Origin of the sequence: Micromonospora sp. R77 (assembly GCF_022747945.1) — a bacterium.
GTDB lineage: Bacteria > Actinomycetota > Actinomycetes > Mycobacteriales > Micromonosporaceae > Micromonospora.
Genome location: NZ_JALDST010000001.1, coordinates 6865948 through 6892392, shown reverse-complemented (window position 1 = coordinate 6892392; position 26445 = coordinate 6865948). Strand labels below are relative to the sequence as shown.

The following is a 26445-nucleotide window of genomic DNA, read 5'->3' as shown; positions in this document are numbered from 1 at the left end:
GGAGCCCGGCCCACGGGGCCCGGCCGCTCGTCGTCCCCGGTCGCTTCCCGTCGACGGTCGCCCGCCCCGGCTGAGCCCGCTCCACCCGCCCGGTGACCGGCCCGTACGCGGGCCCTCGTCCACCGGCGCGGTCGAGCGGCGCCCGTGCCGTCCGCCGTGGCGGCCCGCGCGCCTGGGCCTGTTCGTCTTCGCGTCTGCGATCGGCCCGACCGGGTGCAGGACCCGGCCGGGGTCGGCGTGACGCGTACCCCGAGATCGGAGAGACGTGGCGATCCACGTTGTCGTGGCCGAGGAGATGGGTCTGTTCCGTGGTGCACTCTGCGCCGCGCTGTCGAGTGAGGAGGGCATGACTGTCGTCGCCGACGTGGCGGGCGACGACGACCTGGTGACGGCCGTCCGGCGCTACCGGCCGGAGGTGGTGGTGCTGACGTTGGCGTCGGAGCTGCCCGATCCGGTCGCGACGGTGACCAAGCTGGGCGTGGAGGTGCCGGACACCGCGGTGCTGGTGATGAGCCACCGGTGGAGTCCGGCGTTGGTGGAGGCGGCGCTGGCGGCCGGGGCGCGGGGCCTCATCGGCAAGGACGGCTGCCTCGCGGACCTGGTGCGGGCGATACGCGCGCTCGCCGCCGGGGAGCGGGCGATCGATCCGGCGGCCGCGATGGCGGTGCTGAGCCCTCCGGAGGTCCCGCTGACCGCAAGGGAGCTGGACGTGTTGCGGGTGGCCGCCGAGGGCCTTCCGGTGAAGGAGATCGCCGCCCGGCTCTTCCTGGCGCACGGCACGGTGCGCAACCACCTGTCCGCCATCCTGCGCAAGACCGGGGCGCGCAACCGGATGGAGGCCGTGTGGCACGCGCGGCGGGAGGGCTGGTTGTAGTCGTCGGTGGGTGGGTTCCGGCGACCGTGCCGGGACCCGCCGCGTCGGGTCACCGCACCACCGGCACCGGAACCGCCTTTATTGCACGTTTTGTCTCATATGAGCACTCTGTTGGTTTTCGCATCCATATGCTCGACGTGTCAATCCAGTACGCGACCCAGGACCGCCTCGCGCTGTGCGCTGCCGGCACCCGTGCACCACCAGCCGGGCGGTCCTGGGCCTCGACGGCCGGAACCCACGGAGATGCGTGAGACACGATGATGGACGCGGAAACCCTGGTGCTGCCCCGGCTCGGGTCGGCCGAGACGCGCGTCGAGGACCCCTGGGGAGAGGACTCCGGCGCCGACCCGGCGCGTCCGGCGCCCCCAGCCGGGCGCTGGGGTCCCACGCCGTGGCTGCTGCCCGCGCTGCTGATGGGCGTGCTCGGCGTGCTCGGGGCGGGTGGGCCCGGACTGCGGGCGGAGGAACTGGCCACCTGGGAGCGCGCCGCCTCACCCTGGCGGGACACCTGGCCAGGGCTCCGCGCGGACGACGTCACCGTGGGGCCGTACCACCTGTTGGTGCGCGGGTGGGCGGCGCTCTTCGGCACCTCCGACCTCGCCCTGCGCGGGCTTTCCGTCCTGGCCATGACCGTCGCGGCGGCGCTCGTCGCGGCCCTGGCGGTCCGGATGTTCACGCCGCGGACCGGGCTCCTGGCCGGGCTCCTCTTCGCCCTGCTGCCGACCTCCACGAGATACGCCCAGGAGGCCCAGCCCTACGCGGTGACCCTGCTCCTGGCGGTGCTCGCCACCTCGCTCCTGGTGCCGGCGGTGGAACGACCGAGGGCCCGGCGCTTCGCCGCCTACGGCGCGGCGATGCTGGTGCTCGGCCTGTGCCACGTCGTCGTCGCGGTGCTGCTGCTCGCCGCGCACGGTTGGCTGGTGGTCGCCTTCCGCCGCCGGCTGGCGTCGCGCTGGCTGATCGCCGCGTCCGTGGCCGCGCTGCCCGCAGCCGCCCTGCTCCGGCTCGCCGCGCAGCACGGCACGCCGATCGCGGAAGGTTCGCGACCGACCCTGACGGCGCTGGCCGCGACCCCTCGGGAACTGTTCGGCGCCGCCGCCCTGGGCGCCGTGCTGCTCACGCTGGCGCTGTTCAGCCTGCCGCTGCGACGCTCCACCGCCCTCTACACCACCTGGGCGGTGGTGCCGCCGTTCGTCCTGCTGCTCGTCGCGCAGGCGACACCGATCTGGCAGCCGCAGTGGCTGCTCTGCACCCTCCCGGCCTGGGCGACGCTCGGCGCGGTCGCCCTGTCCCGGACCCGCGTGCCGTGGTCCGCCGCGGCCCTGGCGGCGATCGCCCTGATCGGCGTCCCGGCGCAGGTCGCCGTGCGGGCGCCCGACGGACATCAGCAGGCCACCCGTCAGCTCACCGACATCATCGAGCGCCGGCAACAACCCGGCGACGGCGTGGTCTACGCCCCGACCGACGGGGGCGACGCGTGGACCGGCCGGACCGCCGTGGCGCACTACCTGCCCGCCGGCGACCGGCCGACGGACGTCCTGGCCGACGGGTCGCCCCACGGTGACGGGCGCCGCGCGGCCGCCGGATGCACGGACGTCGCCCGCTGCCTGGTCGGCGTACGGCGGCTGTGGGTGATCCGGACCGGTACGCAGCCGGACCCGGTGCACGCCCTCGGTGACGGGGCGGAACGGCTGCTGCGGACCAGGTACCGGGTGGCGCAGGTCTGGCGGCCGGCCGGATTCACGCTGGCCCTGCTGGTGGACGAGCGTACCGAACTCTGACCCCGCGGCGCACACCCCGTTAGCGGTATCGCACCTGTCAGCATCAGCCACAGCCTTGGGAGACACCGTGGGCATCATCGCCGACACCCGTCCGTCCCGGGCCGCCACGGAGGACACGTCCGGCGGTGGGCCTGCGGCATCCACCCCGGCACCACCCCCGCCCGGTCCAGGCCCCGACCGCCGGCAGCGGAACATCACCGCCCGACTCGCGTACGCGGCGTGCGGCGCGACCGCCGGACCGCTGCTCGCGCCGCGACACCCACGGGCGGCGGTCGAGTTCCGTCACGTGCTCTCACCCGCCGCGCGGCTCATGCTGTCGCTGCTCGTCCTGGTCAACAGCGCGGCCGGACTGCTGCTCATCGGGTGGCTGCTGCTGCCCGGGCACGTACCCGGGTCGGGGGTGGTCGGGTTCGGCGGCTGGCAGACGGCGGCGGCCCGGCTCGGCTTCTGCGTGGTCGTCGGTGTGGAGCTGATCCGGCTCGCGCAGAACGTGGTGGTCTGGGTGTTCGCCTTCCACGCCCGGGACCCGGTCCCGGTCGACCCACCGGTCGGGCTGCGGGTGGCCCTGCTGACCACCATCGTGCCCAGCAAGGAGCCGCTCGACGTGGTCGAGCGGACCCTGCGGAGGATGACGCAGATCGTCTACTGCGGCCGGGTCGACGTCTGGATCCTCGACGAGGGCGACGACCCGGCGGTACGGGCGATGGCGGCCCGACTCGGGGTGCGGCACTTCAGCCGCAAGGGTCGACCGGAGTACAACCAGCCCGCCGGCGAGTTCCGCGCCCGCACCAAGTCCGGCAACCACAACGCCTGGCGGGCGGAGCACGAGCACCACTACGACGTGGTCGCCAACGTCGACCCGGACCACGTGCCGCTGCCGAACTTCCTCGAACGGACGCTCGGCTATTTCCGCGACCCGGACGTGGCCTTCGTGGTGACCCCGCAGGTCTACGGCAACATGCACGAGAACGTGGTCGCCCACGGCGCGTCGGTGCAGCAGTACCTCTACAACGGGCTCATCGCGCGCGGCGGGAACGGCCTGGACGCGCCGCTGCTCACCGGCACCGGGCACCTCTACCGGCCGAGCGCGTGGCGGACCATCGGCGGCTACCAGGACTCGATCATCGAGGACCACCTGACCAGCATCCGGATCCACGCCGCCGCCAACCCCGAGACGGGCAACCGGTGGAAGGGCGTCTACACACCGGACGTGGTGGCCATCGGGGAGGGCCCCACCTCGTGGGCGGACTACTTCAACCAGCAGAAGCGCTGGGCGGCCGGCATCTGCGAGATCCTGGTCCGCCCCGACCTGCGGGCGCCGCGTGACCTGCCCACCCGACGGCGCTGGCACTACCGACTGCTCCAGTTCTACTACCCGAGCGTGGCGGTCAGCCTGCTGCTGGGCAACGCCGCCACGGCCATGTACCTGCTCACCGGGGTGAGTTCCGCCCGGCTCGACGTCACCGTCTGGGCGGTGCTGTGGGGAGCGAGCATCGGCGCCTGGTTCCTGCTCTGGCTCTGGCTGCGCCGGTTCAACATCGCCCCGCACGAGCGGGAGGAGATCGGGCTGGTCGGCATGGCGCTGGCGCTCTTCGCCGGCCCCGTCTACGTGGCCGCCGGCGTCGGCGCGGTGCTGCGACGCAAGCTCGGCTTCGTGGTGACGGCCAAGGGCAAGCTGCGGACCACCGAGTCGCTGGGCACCTTCCGCCTGCACTTCTGCTGGGCGGCCTTCGCCGTGGGCCTGCTGGGCGCGAGCTTCCTGCAGCACAACGACCTCGCCCTGCTCCGGGCGTGGCCGGTGCTGACCCTGCTGACCGGTCTCGGTCCACCGCTGATCGCCCTCGCCTCGCGGCTCTCGGCGGGTCGCGCCCGGCACGCCGGGGGCGACCAGGCGGACGGCCGCCACGCCGCCCGGGCGGAGCCGGCTCTGCGCGCCGCGCGCGCGACCCGCCGGCCACCGAGGTCCCGGGTGACGGCCCAGCGGGGTGTGCCGTGGCGAGGCTGAGCGTCCCGCGGGTGACCATGGCGCTGGTCGGGGCGCTGCTGCTCACCTACGCCTTCGTCGTCGCGCCCCGGACCACGTCCTGGGGGCGGGAGCGGACGGCGTCCGACCGGGTGGCCACGGCCGCGCCGAGCCCGTCGCCCACCGCCGAGCGGGAGCCGTTCCCGCCGGCCGGGAAGACGTTCGTCGGCGTCATGACCGACCAGGGCCCGTACGACTTCACGGCGGTGGACGCCTTCACCGCTGCGGCGCGGCACCAGCCGCAGGTCATGCTCTTCGGCTCCGGCTGGGCGACCGACACCTTCGACCGCACCCTCTTCGACCGGATCCGCGACCGCGGCATGCTGCCCATGTTGGGTTGGGAACCGTGGGACCCCCAGCTGGACCAGACGGCCCGCCGGGAGAAGATGGCGGTCCCCACGATCGACCGGCTGCGGTCGAACCAGCCCCGCTACCAGCTGGCCAAGATCGCGCGCGGGGACTTCGACAGCTATCTGCTCTCCTGGGCCAGGGGGATCGGGTCCCTCGGCTATCCGGTGGCCATCCGGTTCGCCCACGAGATGAACGGCGGTTGGTACCCGTGGGGCGAGCGGATCAACGGCAACCGGCCGGGCGACTACGTCCGGGCCTGGCGACACGTGTACGACCTGTTCCGGGACGCCGGCACCGACAACGTCGTCTGGGTGTGGAGCCCGAACGCCCGGTGGACCGGTTCGAAGCAGGGGCTCGCGGAGCTCTACCCGGGTGACGGCTACGTCGACTGGATCGGTGTCTCGGGCTACTACGGCACGGGGACCCGCCCGACGTACCGGTCCTTCGACGAGATCTTCGACCAGACCATCCGGGAGATCCGCACGTTCACCGGGAAGCCGCTGGTCATCACCGAGACCGGGGCGAGCGACGCGCAGGGCCGCAAGGCCGGATGGATCGACGACATGTTCCGGGCACTGCCCCGCCACCGGGACATCATCGGCCTGATCTGGTTCGAGGTGGACAAGGAGCTGGACTGGCGGATCGCGAGCTCCCCGGCGGTGGCGGACGCCTTCGCCCGGGGTGTCGCCGACCCGCGCTACCAGTTCCCCTGGTCGCCCGGGATGGTGCCGCGTACCGAGGTCGGCGGCTGACGCGCGACCACCGGCCCCCGCACCGGCCGGCGGCGGCCGTCAGTGGCCGACGCCGAGTTGACCGGCGAGGCTGTCGTGGATGCGGGCGCTGGGCCGGTTCAGCGCGATGATCTCGACGGTCTTGCCGCGGGCGGCGTACCTGGTGGTGATGGCGTCGAGGGCGGCCACGGAGGACGCGTCCCAGACGTGCGCGTGGGTCATGTCGATGACCACCCTGTCCGGGTCGTTCGCGTAGTCGAACTGACCGACGAGGTCGTTGCTGGAGGCGAAGAAGAGCTCGCCGTGCACCGAGTAGCTGCGGGTGCCGCCGTCGGGATGGAGGACGCTGGTGACCTCGACCAGGTGGGCGACCCGCCGCGCGAAGATCACCATCGCGGTGAGGACCCCGACGACGACGCCGGCGGCGAGGTTGTGGGTGGCCAGCGTGGTCCCGACGGTGACGGTCATGACCACGGTCTCGCCGTACGGCATCCGCTTGAGCGTGCCGGGCGCGACGGAGTGCCAGTCGAACGTCGACACCGCCACGATGATCATCACGGCGACCAGCGCGGCCATCGGGATCACCGCGACCACGTCGCCGAGCGCCACGACGAGGACCAGCAGGAACACGCCGGCCAGGAAGGTCGACAGCCGGGTACGGGCACCGGACGCCTTCACGTTGATCATCGTCTGGCCGATCATGGCGCAGCCACCCATGCCGCCGAAGAAACCGGTGACGATGTTGGCGACGCCCTGTCCCCAGGACTCCCGGGTCTTGCTGGACGGGGTGTCGGTGATGTCGTCGACCAGCTTGGCGGTCATCAGCGACTCGAGCAGCCCGACGAGCGCGATGCCCAGGGCGTACGGGGCGATCAGGGTGAGGGTCTGCACGGTCCACGGGACGTGCGGCAGACCGGGCACGGGCAGGCTGTCCGGCAGGGCGCCCTGGTCGCCGACGGTCGGTACGGCCGCGCCCGCGACCACGGTCACCACGGTCAGCACCACGATCGCGACCAGCGGTGCGGGAACCGCGCGGGTGAGCCGGGGGAGCCCCACGATGATCGCCAACCCGACGGCGACCAGCGGGTAGACCAGCCACGGCACGCCGAGCAGGTGCGGGAGCTGCGCGGCGAAGATGAGGATGGCGAGGGCGTTGACGAAGCCGACCATGACGCTGCGCGGGATGAACCGCATCAGCTTCGCCACCCCGAGCACGGCCAGCAGGACCTGGATCGCGCCGCCGAGGATCACCGCCGCGATCAGGTGGTCCAGGCCGTGTTCCTTCGCCAGGGGCGCGACCACGAGGGCGATCGCGCCCGTCGCGGCGGAGATCATCGCCGGCCGGCCGCCGCAGATCGCGATGGTGACGGCCATCGTGAAGGAGGCGAACAGCCCGACCCGAGGGTCGACCCCGGCCAGGATCGAGAAGGAGATCGCCTCGGGGATCAACGCGAGGGCCACCACCAGGCCGGCGAGGACCTCGGTACGGAACACCGTCGGCGACAGCCAGGACGGGCGGGACAGGCGCGGCCTGACGACCGCGGACAGCACGGGAGACATACAGCCATTTCCACTCGGAGCGCCGGTCGGGCGCACGGGTTCGCGGTCGGGATCGGGCCCGGACAGCTGCGCACGGTTCGGGCCGACGACCGGGTCGGTTCCGGCCCAGCGGGGCGCCGTCGCCCACGCATCGCCACCGGCGCCTCGGCGACCCTACCTTCCGTCCGGGGAGGGCAGGACGGAACGTGGTGATCGCCACCGGCACTCCACCGCCCCGGGGTTACCCTCGCAGCGCCGGCCCACCGGTCACGACGCGCCGGCGGCTGCCCCGCTCGCGGAGCGGCTTCCCGGCTCAGGTGCCGCGGGCGAACAGGGCCAGTCGTACCCGGTTGGGGCTGTTGGTCTTGGCCATCAGGCTGGTGATGTGGGTCTTGACCGTGGTGACGCCGATGTGCAGCCGTTCGGCGATCTCCAGGTTGGACAGTCCCTCGGCGACCAGGTTCAGCACGTCCTGCTCCCGCCCGGTCAGCCCCTGGACCGGCCGCGGCGCCTCGGTACGGGCGTGCACCGCGCGCCGGACCAGGCGGCGCAGCACCTCCGGGCTGAACGGGCTGTCGCCGCCGGCGGCCCGGCGGACGCCGTCCAGCAGGTCGCCGGGGGGCGCGTCCTTGAGCAGGAAGCCACAGGCGCCGGCGGTCAGGGCCGGATAGAGGTGGTCGTCGTCGCCGAACGTGGTCAGCACCAGCACCCGGGTGGCGGGACGGTCGGCGAGGATGCGGCTCGTCGCGGTGATCCCGTCGACGCCGGGCATGCGCAGGTCCATGACGACGACGTCGGGAACGAGCCGCGCGGCCAGGGAGATGGCGTCGCGGCCGTTGTCGGCCTCACCGACGACCTCGATGTCGGGCTGCGCGTCGCAGAGCATGCGCAGCCCCGCGCGGATCAGGTGCTGGTCGTCGACCAGCAGGACGCGGATCATGCCGGCTCCGGCGCGGGCGTACCGGCCGACGGGTCGCGGGGCGCGGGTGGACCGGCGGGGAGCGGGCCGGGCCCGGCGGCGCGGAGGCCGACGCCGACATCGGGGCGGCGAGGACCGTGCGGACCCGCCAGCCCGTCCCGGACGGCCCCACCTCCAACCGGCCGCCGAGGACCTCGACGCGTTCGCGCATGCCGATGATGCCGTGGCCGCCACCCGACGGCACCGCCGCCGGCAGCCGTCCCCGCCCGTCGTCGGCGACCTCCCAGTGGACGGCCCCGTCCACCACGGACACCGCGAGGCGGGCCCGCGCGGACGGGCCGGCATGCCGGGCCACGTTGGTCAGCGCCTCCTGGGTCAGGCGCAGCACCGCCAGACCCCGGACCGCGTCGAGCGAGCCGACCGCCGGGTCGATGTCGGCCTCCACCGTGACACCGGCCTGGCGGGCCCGGTCGACCGCCGTGTCCAGCGCCGCCGGCAGCGCCGACGGCTCGATCGCGGTCAGCGCCGCGTCACCGCGTACCCCCTCGGGATCGCGCAGCACCGCGACCAGCCGGCGCAGGTCGGCCAGGGCGGCGCTCCCCGTGCCGTGCACGTCGTCGAACACCTCCTCCACCCTCGGGTCCAGGTCCGTGAGCACGTGCCGGGCCACGCCGACCCGCAGCACCATCGACGCCACGTGGTGGGCGACCACGTCGTGCAGTTCACGGGCGATGGCGCTGCGTTCGTCGGCGCGCGCGGCGCGGTGCTCCGACTCGCGCCGCCGCTGCTCCTCCACCGCCCGCTGTGCGGCCTGCCGGCCGAGCTCCCGGGTGGTCCGGATGACCAGTCCGAGCAGCAGCGGCACACCGACCGCCACGACCAGCCCGAAGACGCCGGAGAGGAACCGGCGGAACGGGTCGCCGATCGAGTCGGTCAGGTCGACCGCGGCCAGCAGCCCGGCGGCCAGCCAGACGGTCCGCCGCCGGTCCGCCCACATGGTGACCTCGAGCAGCGCCCAGCTGGCGCCCACCTGGTTGATCGTCGTGTCGTCGAGGACCCCGATCGCCAGTGCCAGGAGCGCGGTCTGCGCCACCAGGTTCAGCAGCGGCCGGCGGTGCAGCGCCAGCGCGACGGTGAACGCGACCGCCGCGAGGAGCCACTGCGTGGCCGTCGGCGACCGTCCGGCCTGGGTGCCGAAGACCAGGTAGCCGAGGCCGCTGAGGTCGAGCAGCAGCAGCCGGGCGAACGTGTCGCGCGCGTCGAACAGTCGCCCCAGCCAGCCCACGGCGCTCAGCCTAGGCGCTGCGGCTCGGGTCCAGCAGCGGCCGCCGACCCCGGCCACCCGGTCCGGACGGCGAGGTAGCCGGCCAGGCCGAGCGGGCCGAGGAGGATGGTCAGCACCAGCACCGGAGCCATCACCAGCGCCGGCACCCCCCGGTCCCGGCTGTCCAGCCACGCCCACCGGCCGACGAACAGGTCGAACGCGATCATGTGCGCCCACGCCGCCGCCGCGCCGTCGGCCGTGCCGAGCAGGTCCCGGATGCCGCCCAGGCTGGGCGACGCCACGGCCGGCAGCACGTCGGCGATCGCCGGCAGGACGAGCACCGCGTAGATCACCAGGACCGGGAGCACGATCAGCGGTGAGGAGATGATCCGGGCGGTCCCGGACCAGTGCGGCAGCAGGATCATCAGCGCCCAGAACGGCGCGGCCACCGCGAACGTCAGCGTGAACAGCGTGCCGGTCATGCGACCAGCGCCACGTCGGGACGGCGGCGGCGCGCCAGGACCAGGCCGGTGGCGGTCGCGGTCGCGGCCACCAGGACGGCCGCGGCGGTCAGCGTGACCGCGTCCGGACGCAGCAGCGGCTGTCCGCGCAGTGCCTGCCAGGTCAACAGCAGGGTGAGTACGCCGTATGCCCCGCCCGCGACGACCAGCAGCCGCACCCGGGTGGACTCGTCCCACCGTGCCGGCAGGAACCGGCGCAGCAGGATCGCCGCGATCGGCAGCGCCTGCAGGGCGTGCAGCCCCACGAAGTGCCCGATCCGCAGGTCCCCGCCGGTGGTGCTCCAGCCGACCAGCGGCAGCCCGGGCCCACCGTCCGGTACGCCGACACTGTGCGCCCCGGCGATCCCCGCCACCCCCGGCGCCTGACCGGGCAGCACCATGGGCACCGCCGCCAGCATGCCCAGCAGGGACAGGCCGAGCCCCAGCCCGACCGCGTACGCGGCGACCCGGTCGGCGGGCGGTCGGCGCAGCAGCACGATCCCGATGATGCCGTGCGCGACGAAGAGCACCATGATCGACGCGCCCATCACCTGCCACAGCGCGGCGTTCAACGGGGTCGTCTCGTTGTAGTGACTCGTCGTGCCGCGCAGCACCTGACCGACGATCACCACCATCTCGATCAGCGACGTCGCGACGACGACCGTGGCCGCCCACTCCGCGATCCGGCTGCGCCCCGGCAGCAGCGAGAGCATCCAGGCCAGGGTGGCGCCGTAGAGCGCGAAGGACACGGAGAACTTGAACGGTTTGAGCCAGATCGGCACGCCGGTGAGGACCCGCGGATCGACGAGGACGCCGACTGCGGCGACGACGGCGAGCAGCGCCGTCGCCGGGACGAGGACCATCAGCGGGCGGTGCCGGCGTACGGTCCGGTGCGAGGCGGTTGTCATGCCTGTAGATGCTGGTGAACCGCCGTCCGGTCGGCGTCCGACCGCGGGCCCCGGTTGCGGCCGAGGGTCGGAGCGCGGTCTCCTCCCGGGGGAGGAGGCGAGTGGATTGACCCGACCCGGTGGGCCGGTCCCACCTACCGGCCCGTACCCCTCGGCAGCGGATTGATATACCGTCGGCAAGTGATGGTTGAGCAGCACTTGATGGTTGAGCAGCACTGGTGGAACGGCGACTCGACCCGGCGTGGGCGTCGGGACGTGTACATCCGCACCGACGGTCGGTGTTGGTCGGTCGAGGCGCAGATCGGCGGCGAGTCCGGCCGCTCCCGGGTGCAGGAGTGCCCCAGCCGGGCCTCGGCGGCCATTCTCGCCAGCGCCTGGCGGGGCAACCACCCGTCCTGGCGTGAACTGCCGAGCTGACACCACGGCGGGCGCTGGACGCCCCGACGAGCGGTGTGCCGCAGAGGCAGAGTCATTCCTCTGGGGCATACCGCTCGTCGTCGGGGCAGCTGCCCTGCCGGATCACCGGCGCGGCCTGCCTGGTGATCTGCGTCACCAGGCGCAGGGGGCGTAGTCCTTCAGGAAGCAGCCGTACAGGTCCTCACCCTGCTCGCCGCGGACGATCGGGTCGTACACCCGGGCCGCGCCGTCGACCAGGTCCAGCGGGGCGTGGAAGCCGGCGTCGGCCAGTCGCATCTTCGTCGGGTGCGGGCGCTCGTCGGTGATCCAACCGGTGTCGACGCTGGTCATCAGGATGCCGTCGGTCAGCATCTCCTGGGCGCTGGTGCGGGTCAGCATGTTCAGGGCGGCCTTGGCCATGTTGGTGTGCGGGTGCCCGGGACCCTTGTAGCCGCGGCCGAACTGGCCCTCCATGGCCGAGACGTTCACCACGTACTTCCGGCGGGCGGTTGCCGCGGCCATCGCCGGCCGCAGTCGGCTGACCAGCACGAACGGCGCGGTCACGTTGCACAGCTGCACCTCGAGCAGCTCCAGCGGCTCCACCTCGTGCACCCGCTGCACCCAGCTGTTGACCGGGTCGAGGTCGGGCACCAGACCGCCGGCGTCGATGGCGGTGGCCGCGGCGATCCGCTCCGGGGAGGCGGAGCCGCTGGTCAGCGCCAGCGCGGTGAGCGCGTGCGGCGGGATCGCGGCCGCCAGCGGCGAGGCGGTCAGGCTGCCCGCGGGCTGGCCCGCGTCGGCCGGCTTGGCGAACATCACCAGCTCCGGCAGCGGACCGTCCGGCAGGGCCGCCGCCTCCGCGGCGACGAGCTGCGCGTACGCCCCGGGGCTGCGACGGACGGTCTGTGCCGCGTTGTTGATCAGGATGTCGAGGGGCCCCTGGGCGCTGACCGAGTCGGCGAGGGCGACCACCTGGGCCGGGTCGCGCAGGTCGATCCCGACGATCCGCAGGCGGTGCAGCCAGTCCCCGCTGTCCGGCATCGCCGCGAACCGCCGCACCGCGTCGTGCGGGAACCGCGTGGTCACCGTGGTGTGCGCGCCGTCGCGCAGCAGCCGCAGCGCGATGTACATGCCGATCTTCGCCCGGCCACCGGTGAGCAGCGCCCGCCGCCCGGTCAGGTCGGTACGGGCGTCGCGGCGCTCCCGGTTGAGCGCGGCGCAGGACGGGCAGAGCTGGTGGTAGAAGGCGTCCACCTCGTGGTAGCGCTGCTTGCAGACATAGCAGCCGCGCGGGTTGTGCAGGAAGCCGGCGGTGGCACCCGGGGTGGGGGAGGCGAGCGGGATGCCCTGGGTCTCGTCGTCGATCCGACCGGGGGCGCCGGTGGCGGTGGCCTCGGTCACCGCGCGGTCGGCCGCCGCGATGGCCTCCCGCCGTTCCTCCCGGCGGCGCTGCTTGATCACCTTGTAGAGCCGGGCGGTGGCCCGCTGCACCCGCACCACGTCCGGGTGGTCGGGCGGCAGTTCCTCCAGTGCCTCGAAGACGCGCAGACAGGTCTCCAGCCGGTCGGGGGCGATGCCGTGCTGTCCGGTGTCAGTGGTGTTGTCCGCCGTCATGCGTCGCTGTCTCGTCCCGTTTCCCGCGCCGGAGCTGCCCGGCTACCCCGATTCCGACCAGGAACTGTACGCACCGGACGGCCCTCGACGCATCCCGCCTCCGCGTGCCGTCGGACTCAGCGCAGCCCGGCGAAGAGGTCGTCCTCCGGAAGCGGCGCGCCGCTGGTGTCGCGGACCCGGACGAAGGTCTCCATCCCCATCAGCTCGGTGAACCGCTCCCGCCCCAGTTGGAGGAAGAAGATGTTCTCGGTCTGACTGGCGTGGGTGGCGAGCGCGTCGAACTTCTGCCCGCCGTAGGCGCTGGTGTCCACCCAGGTGGTGATCTCCTCGTCGGGCAGGCCGAGCGGCGGCCCCTCCTGCGTCGACGGGTCGTCCGGGTCGGCCCACTCGACGCCCAGTTCCTGCATGACCCGGCCGAACTCCGCGAACGCCGTCCGTGGCACGGTGGTCCAGTAGACCTTCGCCGGGATCTCGGTGCGCGCCACGGCGGCCATGGTGATCCGGTGGGCCTGGATGTGGTCGGGGTGGCCGTAGAAGCCGTTCTCGTCGTAGGTGACGACGACGTCCGGACGGTACCGGTGCATCAGCTCCGCCAGCCGGTCCGCCGCCTCGTCGACCGGCGTGGTCCAGAACGCGCCGGGCAGCTCGTTGGTCGCCCAGCCCATCATCCCGGAGTCGGCGTAGCCCAGGGTCTCCAGGTGGGTGACCTTCAGCGCCGCGCAGCTGGCCTCCAGCTCGTCCTGGCGCATCGCCACCACGGCGGCCGGATCGTGCCCCGGGTCGCCGGGCTTGACCCCGCCGGGGCCGTCGCCGCAGCGCCCGTCGGTGCAGGTCACCAGCACGGTGGTGAATCCCTCCGCCGCATAACGGGCCAGCACCCCGCCGGTGCTCGTCGCCTCGTCGTCGGGGTGGGCGTGTACCGCCATCAGGGTCAGGGGTCGCTCAGCCATGCCGACACCCTACGAGGTCCGGACGACAGCGTGGTTCTCCCGGACGGCCGTGCCGCCGTACGTGCTGCCTGCACCACCGCACGATCGGCGGGGCGACCGCCCCGCCGGGGACCAGTCCGTCGTCGCAGTACGCGGCGCTGGTGCCGAATCCGGTCAAGTCCGCTCCTTCCGGGCCACCGGTCCGCCCCAGCCGCCCAATGGATACGGGCCTAGCGTAGTGATGTGGGTCACATTTAGCGGCGGAAGGTCCAGCTCAACCGCTGGTGACCGCCTGTGCTCGACTCATTTCTCTTGGTAGTTGCACTTTAGTACAGTACCGGGCCCCTAATCCGCCGGTCATGCTGGTGAAGCGCAATGGAAATTCCACGGGATGCCGTCGTGCATGACCGGCGCCCGTGGACTTGTCGCCGATGGAATTCCCACCTGAGCGCGGCCGGTTCGGATGACGTGAAGGTCCCGAACGGCTTCCTTTGTCGTGCACAAACGAATCGAGGGTTGGTAATGCAGGTCGATTCCTCCCGTCCGTCCGGCCTGTCCGGTCACGTGAGCTTCGATTTCTCGAACATTGCTCCGGACGTCCGCAGGGAGCTGCGGCAACTGTGCAAGCTGGACAACTTCCACGGGCCGCTCGGCGTCCTGCTGGACTACGCGGTGATCGCCTTCTCCGTCTATCTCTGCCTCGGTGTCTCGTGGTGGTTCTATCCGATCTCGGCAATCCTGATCGGCTCCACCCAGCGGGCCTTCGCCAATCTGCTGCACGACTCCTCGCACAAGATCCTGGCGCGTAACCAGAAACTGAACCTGTTGCTCGGCACCGTCTTCTCGGGCTATCTCATCCTGCACCTGTTCAACCCCTACCGGAACACCCACGTCGGCTACCATCACCGTTACCTGGGGGACCCGGAGAAGGATCCCGACTATTCCTTCCACGTGGACTGCGGTCTCTACGACCACAAGGAATCCGATCTGGTGTTCTTCGGCAAGAACATCCTGCTCAGCGCCCTCGGCTTCCGCACGGTGCGGTACATCAAATACATCATCGACGACCGGGTCTTCTGCAAGGCGCCGCAGGCGAAGGTCTCCATGCCGGTCTCGCTGCGGACGGAGCGCTTCGCCATCCTCGCCCAGTGGGTGGTCATCGTCGGGGTGGCGCTGGCGTTCGGCTGGGCACCGTACCTGCTGGCCTTCTGGTTCGTGCCGCTGTTCACGACCGCCATCGCCATCGGCTGGCTGACCGAGCTCGCCGAGCACTACCCGCTGCCCGAGAGCGAGGACAAGCAGGTCCTGATGACCCGCAACCGCAAGGGCTGGGCCATCGAGAACTTCCTGTTCGGGCGGCACCACGACCACTACCACCTGGTGCACCACCTCAACACCGGCGTGCCGTTCTGGAACATGAAGAAGGCGCACCGGGTCCTGCTCCGGGACGAGGCCTACGCGGGCTGGGACAGCATGTGGGCCGGGATCCTCACCCGCAAGCCCGGTGACCGGGGCAAGGAGACCCTGATCAGCTACGCCTCGAAGTACCGCAAGTGGCGGCGCGAGGGCGGCGACCCGGCGAGCGCCTCGACCACCTTCGCCGAGGTGCTGGCGATGAAACACCTGGCCGACGAGCAGCACGAACTGGTGGGGGCGGGTCGATGACCGACAGGCAGACGTACACCGAGGGACGCGAACCGCAGGTCGACGACCGCGAGCGACGTTCGGCCACCGCCGCCCTGAAGGGGCTGGCAGCCGGCCTGCCGTACCGCACCGCGTTCGCGGAGAGCGCCCTGCTGCGCGACACGCTCTGGCCGGCCGCCAGCCGGTACATCGTCGCGCGGGACCGCGCCGGTCTGCTGGAACGGCTGCCGATCCTGGCCGACGCCGGCTACGGCATCGGCGTGGAGGTGGTCGGCGAGGAGGTTCGCGACGTCGCGGAGATCGCGGCCATCGTCGCCGAGTACCAGGCGCTCATCACCGAGTCCGACCGGGTGCTGCGCCGGCCGCTGCAACTCGGCTTCGACCTGTCCAGCATGGGGTCGCTCCAGTCGCGTCAGCTGGCGTACGACAACACCGCCGTCCTGCTGGAGGCGGCCGCCGGCAAGGGCATCGACATCATCATCAGCATGGAGAACTCCGGCTTCGTGGACGGGATCCTCGACGTGTTCCGGCGTCTCGCCGCGAACTACGACAACGTCGGCCTGACCCTGCAGGCGCACCTGCACCGGACCGCCGAGGACATCGAGTCGCTGGCCGGTGTCGGGGCGAAGATCCGCCTGGTCAAGGGCGTGTACCGGGAGTCCCCGGAGGTCGCGCTGCCCCGCGGACCGGAGCTGGACGAGCGGTACGTCACGCTGCTCGAACGACTGCTCGACCTGCAGGGCCGGGTCACCTGCGCGTCGCAGGACCCCGTCATCCACGACCTCGCCGGCCGCAGCGGGCTGCTCAAGCGGGTCGAGGAGGTCGAGATGCTGCACGGCGTCCGCCCCGACCTGCTGCGCGGCCTGCGTGACCAGGGCATCCCCGTCCGGGTCGCCGCCGTGTACGGCGAGAACTGGTGGCTGCACTTCCTGCACCGCCTCGCGGAGTACCCGCCGAACGTGCTCACCGCCCTGGCCGACCTGGCCGACCCGGGGCGGATCGAGTTCGCCCGCGACTACCGCTGACCAGCGACGGCGGCATCGACGAGGGGAGGGGGCGCGTGTCTGCCCCGCTGCACCAGGGCACCACCGCTCGGGCCGCGGAGATCGGCCCGGAGACCCGGCAGATCCTCACGGACCTGGTCCGCGAGAAATACCCGATCTTCGTCATGCCGTCGTGGTTCGTCAGCACCGAGGCGGCCCAGGTGGGTCACCTGCTCAGCGCGGCCGTCGGTGAGCTCACCCACGGCGACCCGACCCGGCGGCACCGGGCGTTCTTCGCCAACTCGCTCCTCGAAGCGCTGCACGGTGCCGTCAAGCTGTTCCGGCACCGGGCGCTCGACCAGGTGGACCGACACGGCGGGCGGGTCGCCGTCCTGGACCCGGACCCGGCGCTCGGCCGTCGGCTCGACCCGCTCGGTGCCGGACCGGACCGGGCCCTCGTGCCCGGCGTCCCGGTCGTCGCCACGGCGCCGGAACTGGCGCGCCTCCTCGCCGAGGGTGAGCACTGCGGGGTCATCCTCCGCGACGACACCCTCGACCCGGTCCACGCCGGCCGCCTCGCCGACGAGTGCCGGCGGCGGGGCATCCCGATCGCCCTCGACCTCGGCACCTTCGACTTCACCCGTCCACGCTCGCCGCTGGCCGAGGCGGTCCGGCCGGACCTGGTGCTCGTCGGTGGGTCGGTGACGGACCACGAGGTGCCGTTCGGGGCGTTCGTCGGCCGACCCGACCTGTTCGCGCCGTGGTCGGGTCGTACCGCGTTCGTGCACTCCAACACCTACGGCGGCAACTCACTGGCGATGCGCAAGGTCCGCGCCGTCCTGCACCGCAGATGGCCGGACGGGTCCCCGGTCCGCCGGGCGGCCGACGACATCGCCCGGGATCGGGAGCGGACGCTGGACGCCTACGCCGCACACCTCAACCCGGCAACGGTCGAGCTGCACCGTCGCACCCACGGCGCGCTGCACGTCGTCCGCGCCGCCGGTTCGCGGCTGACCGTGCAGCTCGGCTCCGGTCGCCGCGTCGAGGTGCTGGACGGGCTCTGCGGCGCGGGCCTGGGCGTGCACGGCCACAACCCGGACGACCTGGTCACCGACGTGCTGGAGCGACACGACGACGAGGTCGACTACCCGGCACGGCTGGAGGAGGTGCTGGCCGCCGAGACCGGGCTGGCCCGGTGCTTCCCCGCCGTCAGCGGCGCCTCGGCCGTGGAGAACGCCGTCACCCTCGCCGTGCTGGCCCGGCCCCGCAACCCCCGGATCGTCGTCTTCCGGCACAACTACGGTGGCAAGACCCTGGTGTCGCTGCTGGCCACGGCGGCGGAGGGCACCCGGGCGCCGTTCGGGCCGCTCTACCCCGACGTGCGCTACCTCGACCCCTTCGGCCCGGACGCCGTCACCGAACTGCGGGCGGAACTGGCGACCGGCGAGGTGGGTCTGGTCTGGATCGAGATCGTGCACGGCAGCTCCGACGCGTACGGGCCGATCCCCGACGAACTGCTCGCCGTCGTCGCCCGGGAACGGGCCGCCCGTGGCTTCCTCGTCGGGGTGGACGAGGTGCTGACCTCGTTCCACCGCAGCGGCCCGCGCTTCGCCTTCCAGGGCCGGTTGCCGCAGGTGGACCTCGTGGCACTGTCCAAGGCGTTGAGCTACGGCTGCTTCCCGACCGGCGCCACCCTGGTCAGCGAGGCGGTCCACCAGCAGGCCCGGCGGACGGCACCGGAGCTGGTGGACGACCTGCGGACCCGCCACCTCCACCGCTTCGCGGCGCACCTCGCGCTGCACGCCGTCGCGCAGGTCGACCGGCTCGACCTGCCGGCACGGACCGCGGCGTCGGCGGCCACCGTGGCCGCCGGGGTGGCCGCCATGCGCCACCGGTCGGGCAGCGTCGGCCGCCGCTTCGTCACCGGCCTGATGGGACGCTTCGAGGTGCTGCCACCCCGCCTGCTGCGCCGGTTCCTGCGCAGCGACGGTGACGCGCTGACCACGGTCACGATGATGTGGTGGATCCTCCACGCCCGGGTGTTCGTCGTCTACGACCTGTTCCTCCTGCCGTTGACCGCGAGCCCGGCCGAGGCCCGGTACTTCGCCGACCGCGCGGTCGAGCTCTCCCGCACCAGCCCGTACACGATGCTCTGGCAGGTCGGCCTGCTCCTGCTGCGGGACCGACTGGCCGGCCGGCGCGGCCGCACCCGGCGCGCGGTCGAACACCTACCGCTGGGAGCCCGCGATGAGTGACCTTCCGGAGACCGTCGTCCGTCGGTTCTTCACGCTGTTCGACCAGGGCGACCTGGACGCCATCAGGGAACTGCTGGACCCCGACTTCGAGTGGATCTACCACGGGCCGCCCGCCCTGCCGTGGGCCGGCGTCTACCGGGGGACCGCGGGCTTCGACCGGTTCTTCGAGATCGTCCGGGGCCTGATCCGGGTGCACGAGTGCGTCCCCCACCGCTTCATCGCCGCCGGTGACGAGGTGGTCGTGCTCGGCGTCAGCCGCACCGAGGTGCTCGCCAACGGCGCCCGCTACGAGGCGCAGTGGATGAACGTCTTCACCGTCCACGACGGTCGCATCGTGCGATACCTGGACCTCTACGACACCGCCAGCGTGGTCGAGGCCCTGCGGGCCGCTCCCCGCCAGGGCGTCCCCGTCTAGGGGTGGGTGCCATGCCGACCGGGGACACCGGCACGACCCTGAGCATCCCGGCCGCGTTCGACCAGGTCCTGCGCGCGTCGCCGGAGAGTGTCGCGCTGCGCCACGGCGAGGGGAGCCTCACCTACCGGGAGCTCGCCGCGACCGCCCACAGGGTCGCCCGTGACCTGGCCGGCCGGATCGCCCCCGAGGAACTGGTCGCGGTCTGTGCGACCGTGGGCCCCGACGTCGTCGCCGCCCTGCTCGGCGTCCTGCGCGCCGGCGGGGCGTACCTGCCGCTCGATCCGGGGCTGCCGGACGCGCGACTGGCCACGATGCTGGCCGACAGCGGGGCACGGCTCGTCCTGCTGCGCGCACGGGACGAGGCGCGGATCCGGTCGCTCGTACCGCCCGGAGTCGTCGTCCGGGCCGTCGACGGCGGATCGCCCGGCGTCGACCGTGCCGCCGGGCTCCCCGACCCGGGCGGCACCGCCCTCGCGTACGCCATGTACACCTCCGGCAGCACCGGCCGCCCCAAGGCGGTGCTGGTCGAGCACGCCTCGGTGGTCGCGCTGGCGCGGCACGAGCGGATCGGCCTCCGGCGGCGGGACGTCCTGCTCCAACTCGCGCCGCTGACCGTGGACCCGTCCGTGTTCGAGATGTGGGGAGCCCTGCTCAACGGGGCCACGCTCGTCCTGCCGCCCCCCGGCCACGGCGCGGACCCGGACCGGCTCGGTGACCTGCTGGCCCGGCACCGGGTCACCGTCCTCCGGCTGCCCGCGCCGCTGCTGCCGTCGGTCGTGGACCGGCACGCCGACGCCCTGCGCGGGCTCCGGCTGCTCGTGTCCGGCGGGGACCGCGCGGCGGTGCCGGCGGTCCGGACGATCCTCGACACGGTTCCCGGCTGCACGGTCGTCAACGGCTACGGCCCCACCGAGGCGACGGTCTACGCCACCTGGCACCCGATGACCCGGTACGACCCCGGGTGGCCCTCGGTGCCGATCGGCACCCCGCTGCACGGCGGGCCGCCGCTGGTGGTCGACGACCGGCTCGCCCCGGTGCCGCCCGGACAGGTGGGGGAGCTCTGCGTGCAGGGCCCCGGGCTGGCCCGCGGCTACCTCGGCCGTCCGGCCGAGACCGCGGCCCGCTTCGTGCCGCACCCGACATGTCCCGGGCAGCGGGTCTACCGCACCGGCGACCGGGTCCGGCTGCTCGCCGACGGCAACCTCGAATACCTCGGCCGCGCGGACGACCAGGTCAAGATCCGGGGCTACCGGGTGGAGCTGGGCGAGGTCGAGCACGCCCTCAGCGACCGGCCGGAGATCCGGGACGCGGCCGTGGTGCTCGGCCGGACCGGTCGACTCACCGCGTTCGTCGTGCCGGCGGCGGGCGCCCGGGTCACCGAGGCCGGCGTCCGAGCCGGGCTCGCGGCGGCGCTGCCCGCGCACATGGTCCCCTCTTCGGTGAGCGTCGTCGAGGCGCTGCCCCGTACCGCCAACGGCAAGACCGACCGGCGGCGACTCGCCGCCACCGGATCCGACCCGCTCGCCGGCTCCGCGCAGCTGCCCTCGGCGCTGCGCCGGCTGGGCGCGATCTGGGAGCGGGCCCTGGGCCGGCCGGTGCGCCGGGCCGACGACAGCTTCCTCGGGCTCGGCGGTGACTCGCTCGCGGCGCTGGAGATCATCGGCGCGATCCGCCGCGAGTTGGGGGTGTCGCTGTCCCTCGCCGAGTTCCTCGCGGCCGGCACCCTGGCGGAGCTGGCACGGCGGCTGGCGGGGACGACCGGCCCGCGACCGGTCGGCGTCGCGGTCGGCGGGGGCCACCGGGCGCGGTTGTCGCCGAGTCAGGAGGGCGTCTGGTTCGACGACCGGGTGGCCGCTGCGGGGCGCTACAACATCGGGCGCACCTTCGCCGTCCACGGCGTGCTCGACGAGCCCGGCCTGCGGCGGGCCGTGACGACGCTGGCCGACCGGCAGCGGGCCCTGCGCACCGTGATGGAGCACGACGCCGACGGGTGGTGGCAGGTCACCGGCGACGACCACCGGCCGGCGGTCATCACGACCGACCTGCAGCACCTGCCGTTCGAGGAGGCCCGGCGTACGGCACGGGCCCGGATCGACGCCGCGGCCCGCCGCCGGGTCGGGCCGGGGGAGCCACTCGTCCGGATCGAGCTGCTCCGGCTCGCCGACGATGCCTGGCTGGTGGACGTCAACCTGCACCACGTGGTCGCCGACGACTGGTCGTCCGGGATCTTCTTCGACGAGCTGGCGGCCCGCTACGCCGACCCGGACGCCCCGCTGCCGGCGTTGGAGTTCCAGTTCGCCGATCACGTCCGCGCCGCGCGCGGTCGGCAGGCGGAGCGCCACCAGGCCGTCGTCCGGGCGCTGCGCCGCCGGTTCGCCGGCTATCCCGGGCCGTACGAACTCCCCGTCGACCTGCCCAGGCCGGCGGTGCCGAGCGGGCACGGCGACGTGGTCCGCCGCCACCTCGACGCGGAGCTGACCGCCGCCGTCGCGGGTGCCGCCCGCCGGCACGGGGTGAGCCGGTTCATGCTGGCGCTCGCCGCCGTCCACCTGGTGCTCTCCCGGCACGCCGAGCGGGACGACCTGGCCATCGGGGTGCCCCTCGCCGGCCGCGGCACCCCCGGCACCGAACACCTGATCGGCTACTTCGTCGACCTGGCCCTCGCCCGCATCGCTCCCGCGCCGGGCGCGACGGTCACCGACCTGCTGGGCCACGTCCGCGAGGTCTGCCTGGAGCTGTACGGCCACGACGGCGTACCGGTCCACCCGGTGGCGCGGGAGATCGGGCTCACCGGCACGCCGCTGTTCCAGACCGTCGTCAACTACCAGCAGCGCTCCAGCGGCACCCTGCGGCTGGGCGGCGCCACGGTCACCGAGGTCCCGGCACCGCCCCGCCGGTCGGCCAAGTTCGACCTGTCCTTCGCCTTCCGGGAGGTCGGTGACCGGATCGCCGTCGAGATCGAGTTCAGCACCGACCTCTTCCGCGCCGACACCGTCCGCGCGCTCGGCGACCAGCTGTCGACCGTGCTGCGGTGGCTGACCGCCCACCCGGACGGGCTGCTCCGGCAGGCCCCGCTCGCCGGACCGGCCGGGGATGCGCCACCGGTCGAGGAGGCTGCGCCGGTCGAGGACGAACTGCTGGCCGGGGAGGACGAGGTCGCGGTACCGGCCCGTCCGTTGCACGCGCTGGTGCGGGCCGGGGCCGCCAGGTGGCCGGACCGGATCGCGGTGGTGGGCGACGAGGAGACGCTGACCTACCGGGAGCTCGACGAGCGCAGCGACCGGGTGGCCGCCGGACTGCGCGCCGCCGGCCAGCTGCCCGGGGCGCACGTCGCGGTCTGCCTGGACCGGTCACCGGAGCTGCTGGTCGCGCTGCTCGGCGTGCTGAAGGCCGGTGCCGCGTACGTGCCGCTGGACCCGGCGCACCCGGCCGACCGGCTGCTGGGGATGACAGGCGACGCGCAGGTGTCCCTGCTGGTGTCCGGCAAGGGCCTGAGCGAGCGACTGTTCGGCGCCGCGGCGCTCCCGTTCCCGGTCGCCGACATCCACCAGCTGCAGGAGTTCGCCGGCCCGGCCGTCGACCCCGTCGACGCGCACGCGGACGACGCCACCCGGGCCGCGTACGTCATCTACACCTCGGGCAGCACCGGTTGCCCGCGCGGGGTGGTCGTCGCCCACGCGGCGGTGGTCAACACCCTGCTGGGCAGCCTGCGACGGCATCCGTTCCGGCCCGACGACGTGTGGCTGCAGACCACCTCGCCCGGCTTCGACGTCGCCGTGTACGAGCAGTTCATGCCGCTGCTCTGCGGCGCCACCCTGGTCTACTGCGCCGACGGGCACCGCACCGACCGGGCCGCGTTCACCCGGTTCGTGGCGCGCAACGGCGTCACCGTCCTGGTCTGCGTACCCTCGTTCCTGCGCGCGTTGGCGCGGCCCGAGCTGCCCACGGTCCGGATCCTGCTGGTGGCCGGCGAACCGGCCGACGTCGCCGACACCCGCCACTTCCGTGCCACCGCCACCGTGATCAACGGGTACGGCCCGACGGAGGCGGCGATCCTGGCCACCACCCACGAGGCGGTGGCGGACGACGACCGCGCCCGGGTGCCGATCGGCCGGCCGCTGCCCGGCACGTCGGCCGTCGTACTCGACCGGTTCGGTCAGCCCGCCGCCGTCGGGGTGCCCGGCGAGCTGTGGCTCGGCGGCGCCGGTCTGGCGGTCGGCTACTGGAACGACCCCGTGGAGACGGCGGCGCGGTTCCGGGCGCTGCCCGCGCTCGGCGGTCGGCGGTGGTACCGCACGGGCGACCGGGTGCGCCGGCTGCCCGACGGCAGCCTCGACTTCCTCGGTCGCCTCGACGACCAGGTGAAGCTGCGCGGCTTCCGGATCGAGCCCGGCGAGATCGAGGCGACGCTCGCCACGCATCCCGACGTCACCGAGGCCGCCGTGGTGCTCTCCGGTGCGGGCGACGACGCCGAGCTGGTGGCGTTCGTCGTCGGGTCGGCCCCACCCGACCGGCTGCGCGCCTTCCTGACCCGGCGGCTGCCCCGCTACATGGTGCCGGCGGCGTTCCGGACGGTGCCGATGATCCCCACGAACGGCAACGGCAAGACCGACCGCCGGGAACTGGCCCGCCGCGCCGCCGACCACCGGTCCGACGACGGGGCCCCGGCGTCGCCGGTGCCGGTGACCTCCCGCGCCGGGCGTGCGGTGCTCGCGGTCTGGGGCGAGGTGCTGCACACCGGGGTACGGTCGCTCGGCGACGACTTCTTCGCCGCCGGTGGACACTCGCTGCGCCTGATCCGGCTGCTGTCCCGGGTCGAGCAGGTCACCGGCGTGGCCGTCGACATCCGCGACTTCCTCGCCGAGCCGACCGTCGGCGCGCTGCTGCGCCGGGTCGCGCACCCACCGGCCGGGACCGGCGCGGCGGGCGGCCGGACGGTCACGGCGGAGCCGCTGGCGGAACCGCTGACCTTCCGGCGCGGTCCGGCCGCCCCACCCCGCACGGTGCTGCTCACCGGCGCCACCGGTCTGGTCGGGGTGTTCGTCCTCGCGGACCTACTCGCGCACACCCGCGGCGAGGTGCGGTGCCTGGTCCGGGCGGCATCCGCCGCCGACGGCAGGCGACGGTTGCAGGAGGTGGCCGACCGGTACCTGGTGCCGCTCGACGCCACGGACTCCCGGATCACCGTGGACGTCGGGGACCTGGCGGCACCCGGCCTGGGCGTCACCTCGGCCGGGTGGGCGGCGCTCACCGAGGTCGACGCGATCGTGCACGCCGGGGCCCGGGTGCACCACCTGTCGCCGTACTCGGCGCTGGTGCCGGCCAACGTGCGCGGCACCGCGGAACTCGTCCGGCTGCTCGGCACCGGGCGCGCGAAGCGCCTGCACCACCTGTCGACGACCGCCGTCTTCGCCGACGGCGACGGACGGCACGTCGACGAACGGACCTCCGTCGCCGACGAACGGCACTCGCCCGGACGCGGGTACGCCGCGAGCAAGTGGGTGGCCGAGCGGCTGGTCGCCGGTGCCGCCACCCGGGGTGCCGACGTCGTGGTGTACCGGCTGGGTCGGGTCTTCGGTGACACCGCGCACGGTGCCACGAACGTCGACGACATGTTCTGCCGGCTGCTGCTCACCGCCGCCCGGTTGGGCTGCCATCCGACCGGTGCGGCGGCCCGGGCCCGACTGCTGCCGGTCGACGTGGTCGCGCGCGCGGTGGTGAGCGGCGTGCTGGACGACGCACCGATGCCGGTACAGCACCTCCAGCACCCCGACGTCGTCGACATCGGCGCGTTCATGGCCGTCCACGACCGGATGTCCGGCACCACGTCGCAGCCGGTGCCGCTGCGGGTCTGGGTGGACCGGGTACGCGCGGCGGCGGCCGACGGCACCGAACTGCCGGCGCTGCCGTACCTGCACCACCTCGCCGACACCGACGACCCCGGGGCGGTCCGGCTCGACACCGCCGCCACCGTCCGGGACCTGGACCGCCGGGGCGTCACGCTGCCGTCCTTCGGGCCGCAGCTCATCGAACGCTGCTGGTCGTACCTGCACCGGAGCGGGCATCTCCAGCCGGGAGGAACACCATGACCCAGTCCAGCGCCGCGGTGGGCGCGCCACGGGACGAGCAGACCTACCCGATGCGCCGGGGCGGCTGCCCCTTCGATCCGCCACCGGCCGCCCGCCGGCTGGGCGACGGTGGGCCGCAGCGGGTCACCATCTGGGACGGCAGCCGGCCGTGGCTCTTCACCCGCTACGACGACGTACGGGTGGTGCTCTCCGACCCGGGGTTCAGCGCCGACAAGGCCCGGCCCGGCTTCCCGCTGTCCAGCCAGGTGGCTGCCGCCGAGGTCAACGTCGGCCCGACCCTGCTGGTGATGGACGGTGCCGAGCACGCCGCCACCCGGCGGATGTTGATGCCGGAGTTCACCGTCCGACGCAGTGAGTCGCGTCGGCCGCAGATCGCCCGCGCGGTCGACGGGTATCTCGACGACCTGCTCGCGGCGGGTCGCCCGGCGGACTTCGTGGCGACGGTGGCGCTGCCGACCGCGCTGCGGGTGATCTGCGAGTTGCTCGGGGTGCCGCACCGGGACGCGGAGTTCTTCCGCACCCGGACCGCCACGATGGGCCTGGTGGGGCTGCCCCTGGCCGAGGCTACCGCGGCCCGCCGGGAGCTCTTCGACTATCTCTTGGCGCTCGTCCACGAGCGGGACCGGCAGCCGCGGGACGACTTCCTCAGCCGGCTGACCGTGCGGCACGTACGGACCGGTTCCATGACCCCCGAGGTGCTCGCGGCGATGGCGTTGCTGGTGCTGACCGCGGGCCACGACACCGCCGCGAACATGATGTCCCTCGGCGTCCTGGCCCTGATCCGGCATCCTGAGCAGTTCGCCCACCTGCGTCGGGACCCGCGGCCGTCGACCGCGGCGGCCGTGACGGACGAGCTGCTGCGCTACCTGACGGTCGTGCAGCGCGGGATCCGACGGATCGCCGTCGCGGACGTCGACGTGAACGGCCACCGGGTCCGCGCGGGGGAGGGCGTCATCGCCGCCATCGACGTGGCCAACCGGGACCGCGCGCACTTCCCCCAGGGCGACGACCTCGCCGTCACCGCGCCGGCCCGCCACCATCTCGCCTTCGGGTACGGCAACCACCAGTGCATCGGGCAGGCGCTGGCCCGGGTCGAACTCGAGTCGGTCTATGCCGGTGTCGCCCGCCGGATCCCCGGGCTGCGGCTGGCGGTCCCGCTGGCGTACGTCCGGTTCAAGTCGGACATGGCCGTGTACGGCGTCCACGAGCTGCCGGTGACGTGGTGACCGG

18 protein-coding genes are annotated in these 26445 nt (G+C 73.5%); 11 read left to right on the top strand and 7 right to left on the bottom strand.

What is annotated here, in order from left to right; genetic code table 11:
• Window positions 1–265 precede the first annotated feature (265 nt).
• The 4 genes from MRQ36_RS31840 to MRQ36_RS31825 all read left to right on the top strand — a co-directional run bounded on the left by MRQ36_RS31840 (window position 266) and on the right by MRQ36_RS31825 (window position 5781).
• The gene (locus MRQ36_RS31840) at window positions 266–874 is read left to right on the top strand and encodes a response regulator transcription factor (protein ID WP_242800486.1); all 609 of its coding nucleotides are present in this window, start codon (window positions 266–268) and stop codon (window positions 872–874) included.
• A gap of 257 nt (window positions 875–1131) precedes the next feature.
• The gene (locus tag MRQ36_RS31835; protein WP_242800484.1) at window positions 1132–2655 is read left to right on the top strand and encodes a glycosyltransferase family 39 protein; all 1524 of its coding nucleotides are present in this window, start codon (window positions 1132–1134) and stop codon (window positions 2653–2655) included.
• Window positions 2656–2722: 67 nt separating this feature from the next.
• A complete protein-coding gene (locus MRQ36_RS31830) occupies window positions 2723–4660 on the top strand; it encodes a glycosyltransferase family 2 protein (RefSeq protein WP_242800482.1) in 1938 nt (645 codons plus the stop codon).
• Between the two features lie 17 nt (window positions 4661–4677).
• Window positions 4678–5781: a glycoside hydrolase family 26 protein gene (locus MRQ36_RS31825; protein ID WP_242801510.1), complete on the top strand. Its 1104-nt coding sequence runs from the start codon at window positions 4678–4680 to the stop codon at window positions 5779–5781.
• A gap of 39 nt (window positions 5782–5820) precedes the next feature.
• On the opposite strand, the gene MRQ36_RS31820 is transcribed toward MRQ36_RS31825, so the two are convergent.
• From MRQ36_RS31820 to MRQ36_RS31800, 5 genes are all read right to left on the bottom strand, one after another.
• Entirely contained in the window at window positions 5821–7320 is a 1500-nt protein-coding gene (locus MRQ36_RS31820) for a SulP family inorganic anion transporter (protein WP_242800480.1), read from the bottom strand.
• A gap of 292 nt (window positions 7321–7612) precedes the next feature.
• On the bottom strand, window positions 7613–8239 hold the full coding sequence (locus tag MRQ36_RS31815) for a response regulator transcription factor (RefSeq protein ID WP_242800478.1): 627 nt from the start codon (window positions 8237–8239) through the stop codon (window positions 7613–7615).
• Window positions 8145–9503, bottom strand: a complete 1359-nt coding sequence (locus MRQ36_RS31810) for a sensor histidine kinase (RefSeq protein ID WP_242800476.1) — start codon at window positions 9501–9503, stop codon at window positions 8145–8147. Before MRQ36_RS31810 ends, MRQ36_RS31815 begins: the two co-directional genes overlap by 95 nt.
• Window positions 9504–9508: 5 nt before the next feature.
• Window positions 9509–9964 carry an ABA4-like family protein gene (locus MRQ36_RS31805; RefSeq protein ID WP_242800474.1) on the bottom strand — a complete coding sequence of 152 codons (456 nt, stop codon included), beginning with the start codon at window positions 9962–9964 and terminating at the stop codon, window positions 9509–9511.
• Window positions 9961–10890 (bottom strand): hypothetical protein, encoded by a 930-nt coding sequence (locus MRQ36_RS31800; protein ID WP_242800472.1) that lies wholly within the window; start codon window positions 10888–10890, stop codon window positions 9961–9963. Before MRQ36_RS31800 ends, MRQ36_RS31805 begins: the two co-directional genes overlap by 4 nt.
• Before the next feature lie 201 nt (window positions 10891–11091).
• Here MRQ36_RS31800 and MRQ36_RS31795 point away from each other — a divergent pair, with 201 nt between their 5' ends.
• On the top strand, window positions 11092–11307 hold the full coding sequence (locus MRQ36_RS31795) for a hypothetical protein (protein ID WP_242800470.1): 216 nt from the start codon (window positions 11092–11094) through the stop codon (window positions 11305–11307).
• Between the two features lie 132 nt (window positions 11308–11439).
• On the opposite strand, the gene MRQ36_RS31790 is transcribed toward MRQ36_RS31795, so the two are convergent.
• Entirely contained in the window at window positions 11440–12900 is a 1461-nt protein-coding gene (locus MRQ36_RS31790) for an SDR family oxidoreductase (RefSeq protein WP_242800468.1), read from the bottom strand.
• Between the two features lie 116 nt (window positions 12901–13016).
• Window positions 13017–13850, bottom strand: coding sequence for a PIG-L family deacetylase (locus tag MRQ36_RS31785; RefSeq protein WP_242800465.1), 834 nt, complete (start codon window positions 13848–13850; stop codon window positions 13017–13019).
• A gap of 543 nt (window positions 13851–14393) precedes the next feature.
• Here MRQ36_RS31785 and MRQ36_RS31780 point away from each other — a divergent pair.
• From MRQ36_RS31780 to MRQ36_RS31755, 6 genes are read left to right on the top strand one after another with little or no spacing between them, the layout of a single operon-like run.
• Window positions 14394–15494 carry a fatty acid desaturase family protein gene (locus MRQ36_RS31780; protein WP_242800463.1) on the top strand — a complete coding sequence of 367 codons (1101 nt, stop codon included), beginning with the start codon at window positions 14394–14396 and terminating at the stop codon, window positions 15492–15494.
• Window positions 15491–16498 (top strand): proline dehydrogenase family protein, encoded by a 1008-nt coding sequence (locus MRQ36_RS31775; protein WP_242800461.1) that lies wholly within the window; start codon window positions 15491–15493, stop codon window positions 16496–16498. The genes MRQ36_RS31780 and MRQ36_RS31775 overlap by 4 nt, the downstream gene beginning before the upstream one ends.
• Before the next feature lie 35 nt (window positions 16499–16533).
• The gene (locus MRQ36_RS31770; RefSeq protein ID WP_242800459.1) at window positions 16534–18711 is read left to right on the top strand and encodes an aminotransferase class III-fold pyridoxal phosphate-dependent enzyme; all 2178 of its coding nucleotides are present in this window, start codon (window positions 16534–16536) and stop codon (window positions 18709–18711) included.
• Complete coding sequence (locus MRQ36_RS31765; protein ID WP_242800457.1) at window positions 18704–19126, top strand: nuclear transport factor 2 family protein; 423 nt, start codon at window positions 18704–18706, stop codon at window positions 19124–19126. Before MRQ36_RS31770 ends, MRQ36_RS31765 begins: the two co-directional genes overlap by 8 nt.
• An 11-nt stretch (window positions 19127–19137) precedes the next feature.
• Window positions 19138–25215 carry a non-ribosomal peptide synthetase gene (locus MRQ36_RS31760; protein ID WP_242800455.1) on the top strand — a complete coding sequence of 2026 codons (6078 nt, stop codon included), beginning with the start codon at window positions 19138–19140 and terminating at the stop codon, window positions 25213–25215.
• Window positions 25212–26441 carry a cytochrome P450 gene (locus MRQ36_RS31755; protein ID WP_242800452.1) on the top strand — a complete coding sequence of 410 codons (1230 nt, stop codon included), beginning with the start codon at window positions 25212–25214 and terminating at the stop codon, window positions 26439–26441. Before MRQ36_RS31760 ends, MRQ36_RS31755 begins: the two co-directional genes overlap by 4 nt.
• The last annotated feature ends 4 nt before the right edge of the window (window positions 26442–26445 follow it).

Coding starts and splice junctions, on each gene's coding strand:
- MRQ36_RS31775 (WP_242800461.1), top strand. CDS start 15,491: ATGACCGACAGGCAGACGTACACCGAGGGACGCGAACCGCAGGTCGAC.
- MRQ36_RS31760 (WP_242800455.1), top strand. CDS start 19,138: ATGCCGACCGGGGACACCGGCACGACCCTGAGCATCCCGGCCGCGTTC.
- MRQ36_RS31835 (WP_242800484.1), top strand. CDS start 1,132: ATGATGGACGCGGAAACCCTGGTGCTGCCCCGGCTCGGGTCGGCCGAG.
- MRQ36_RS31795 (WP_242800470.1), top strand. CDS start 11,092: ATGGTTGAGCAGCACTGGTGGAACGGCGACTCGACCCGGCGTGGGCGT.
- MRQ36_RS31765 (WP_242800457.1), top strand. CDS start 18,704: ATGAGTGACCTTCCGGAGACCGTCGTCCGTCGGTTCTTCACGCTGTTC.
- MRQ36_RS31820 (WP_242800480.1), bottom strand. CDS start 7,320: ATGTCTCCCGTGCTGTCCGCGGTCGTCAGGCCGCGCCTGTCCCGCCCG.
- MRQ36_RS31815 (WP_242800478.1), bottom strand. CDS start 8,239: ATGATCCGCGTCCTGCTGGTCGACGACCAGCACCTGATCCGCGCGGGG.
- MRQ36_RS31790 (WP_242800468.1), bottom strand. CDS start 12,900: ATGACGGCGGACAACACCACTGACACCGGACAGCACGGCATCGCCCCC.
- MRQ36_RS31805 (WP_242800474.1), bottom strand. CDS start 9,964: ATGACCGGCACGCTGTTCACGCTGACGTTCGCGGTGGCCGCGCCGTTC.
- MRQ36_RS31800 (WP_242800472.1), bottom strand. CDS start 10,890: ATGACAACCGCCTCGCACCGGACCGTACGCCGGCACCGCCCGCTGATG.
- MRQ36_RS31785 (WP_242800465.1), bottom strand. CDS start 13,850: ATGGCTGAGCGACCCCTGACCCTGATGGCGGTACACGCCCACCCCGAC.
- MRQ36_RS31825 (WP_242801510.1), top strand. CDS start 4,678: ATGGCGCTGGTCGGGGCGCTGCTGCTCACCTACGCCTTCGTCGTCGCG.
- MRQ36_RS31755 (WP_242800452.1), top strand. CDS start 25,212: ATGACCCAGTCCAGCGCCGCGGTGGGCGCGCCACGGGACGAGCAGACC.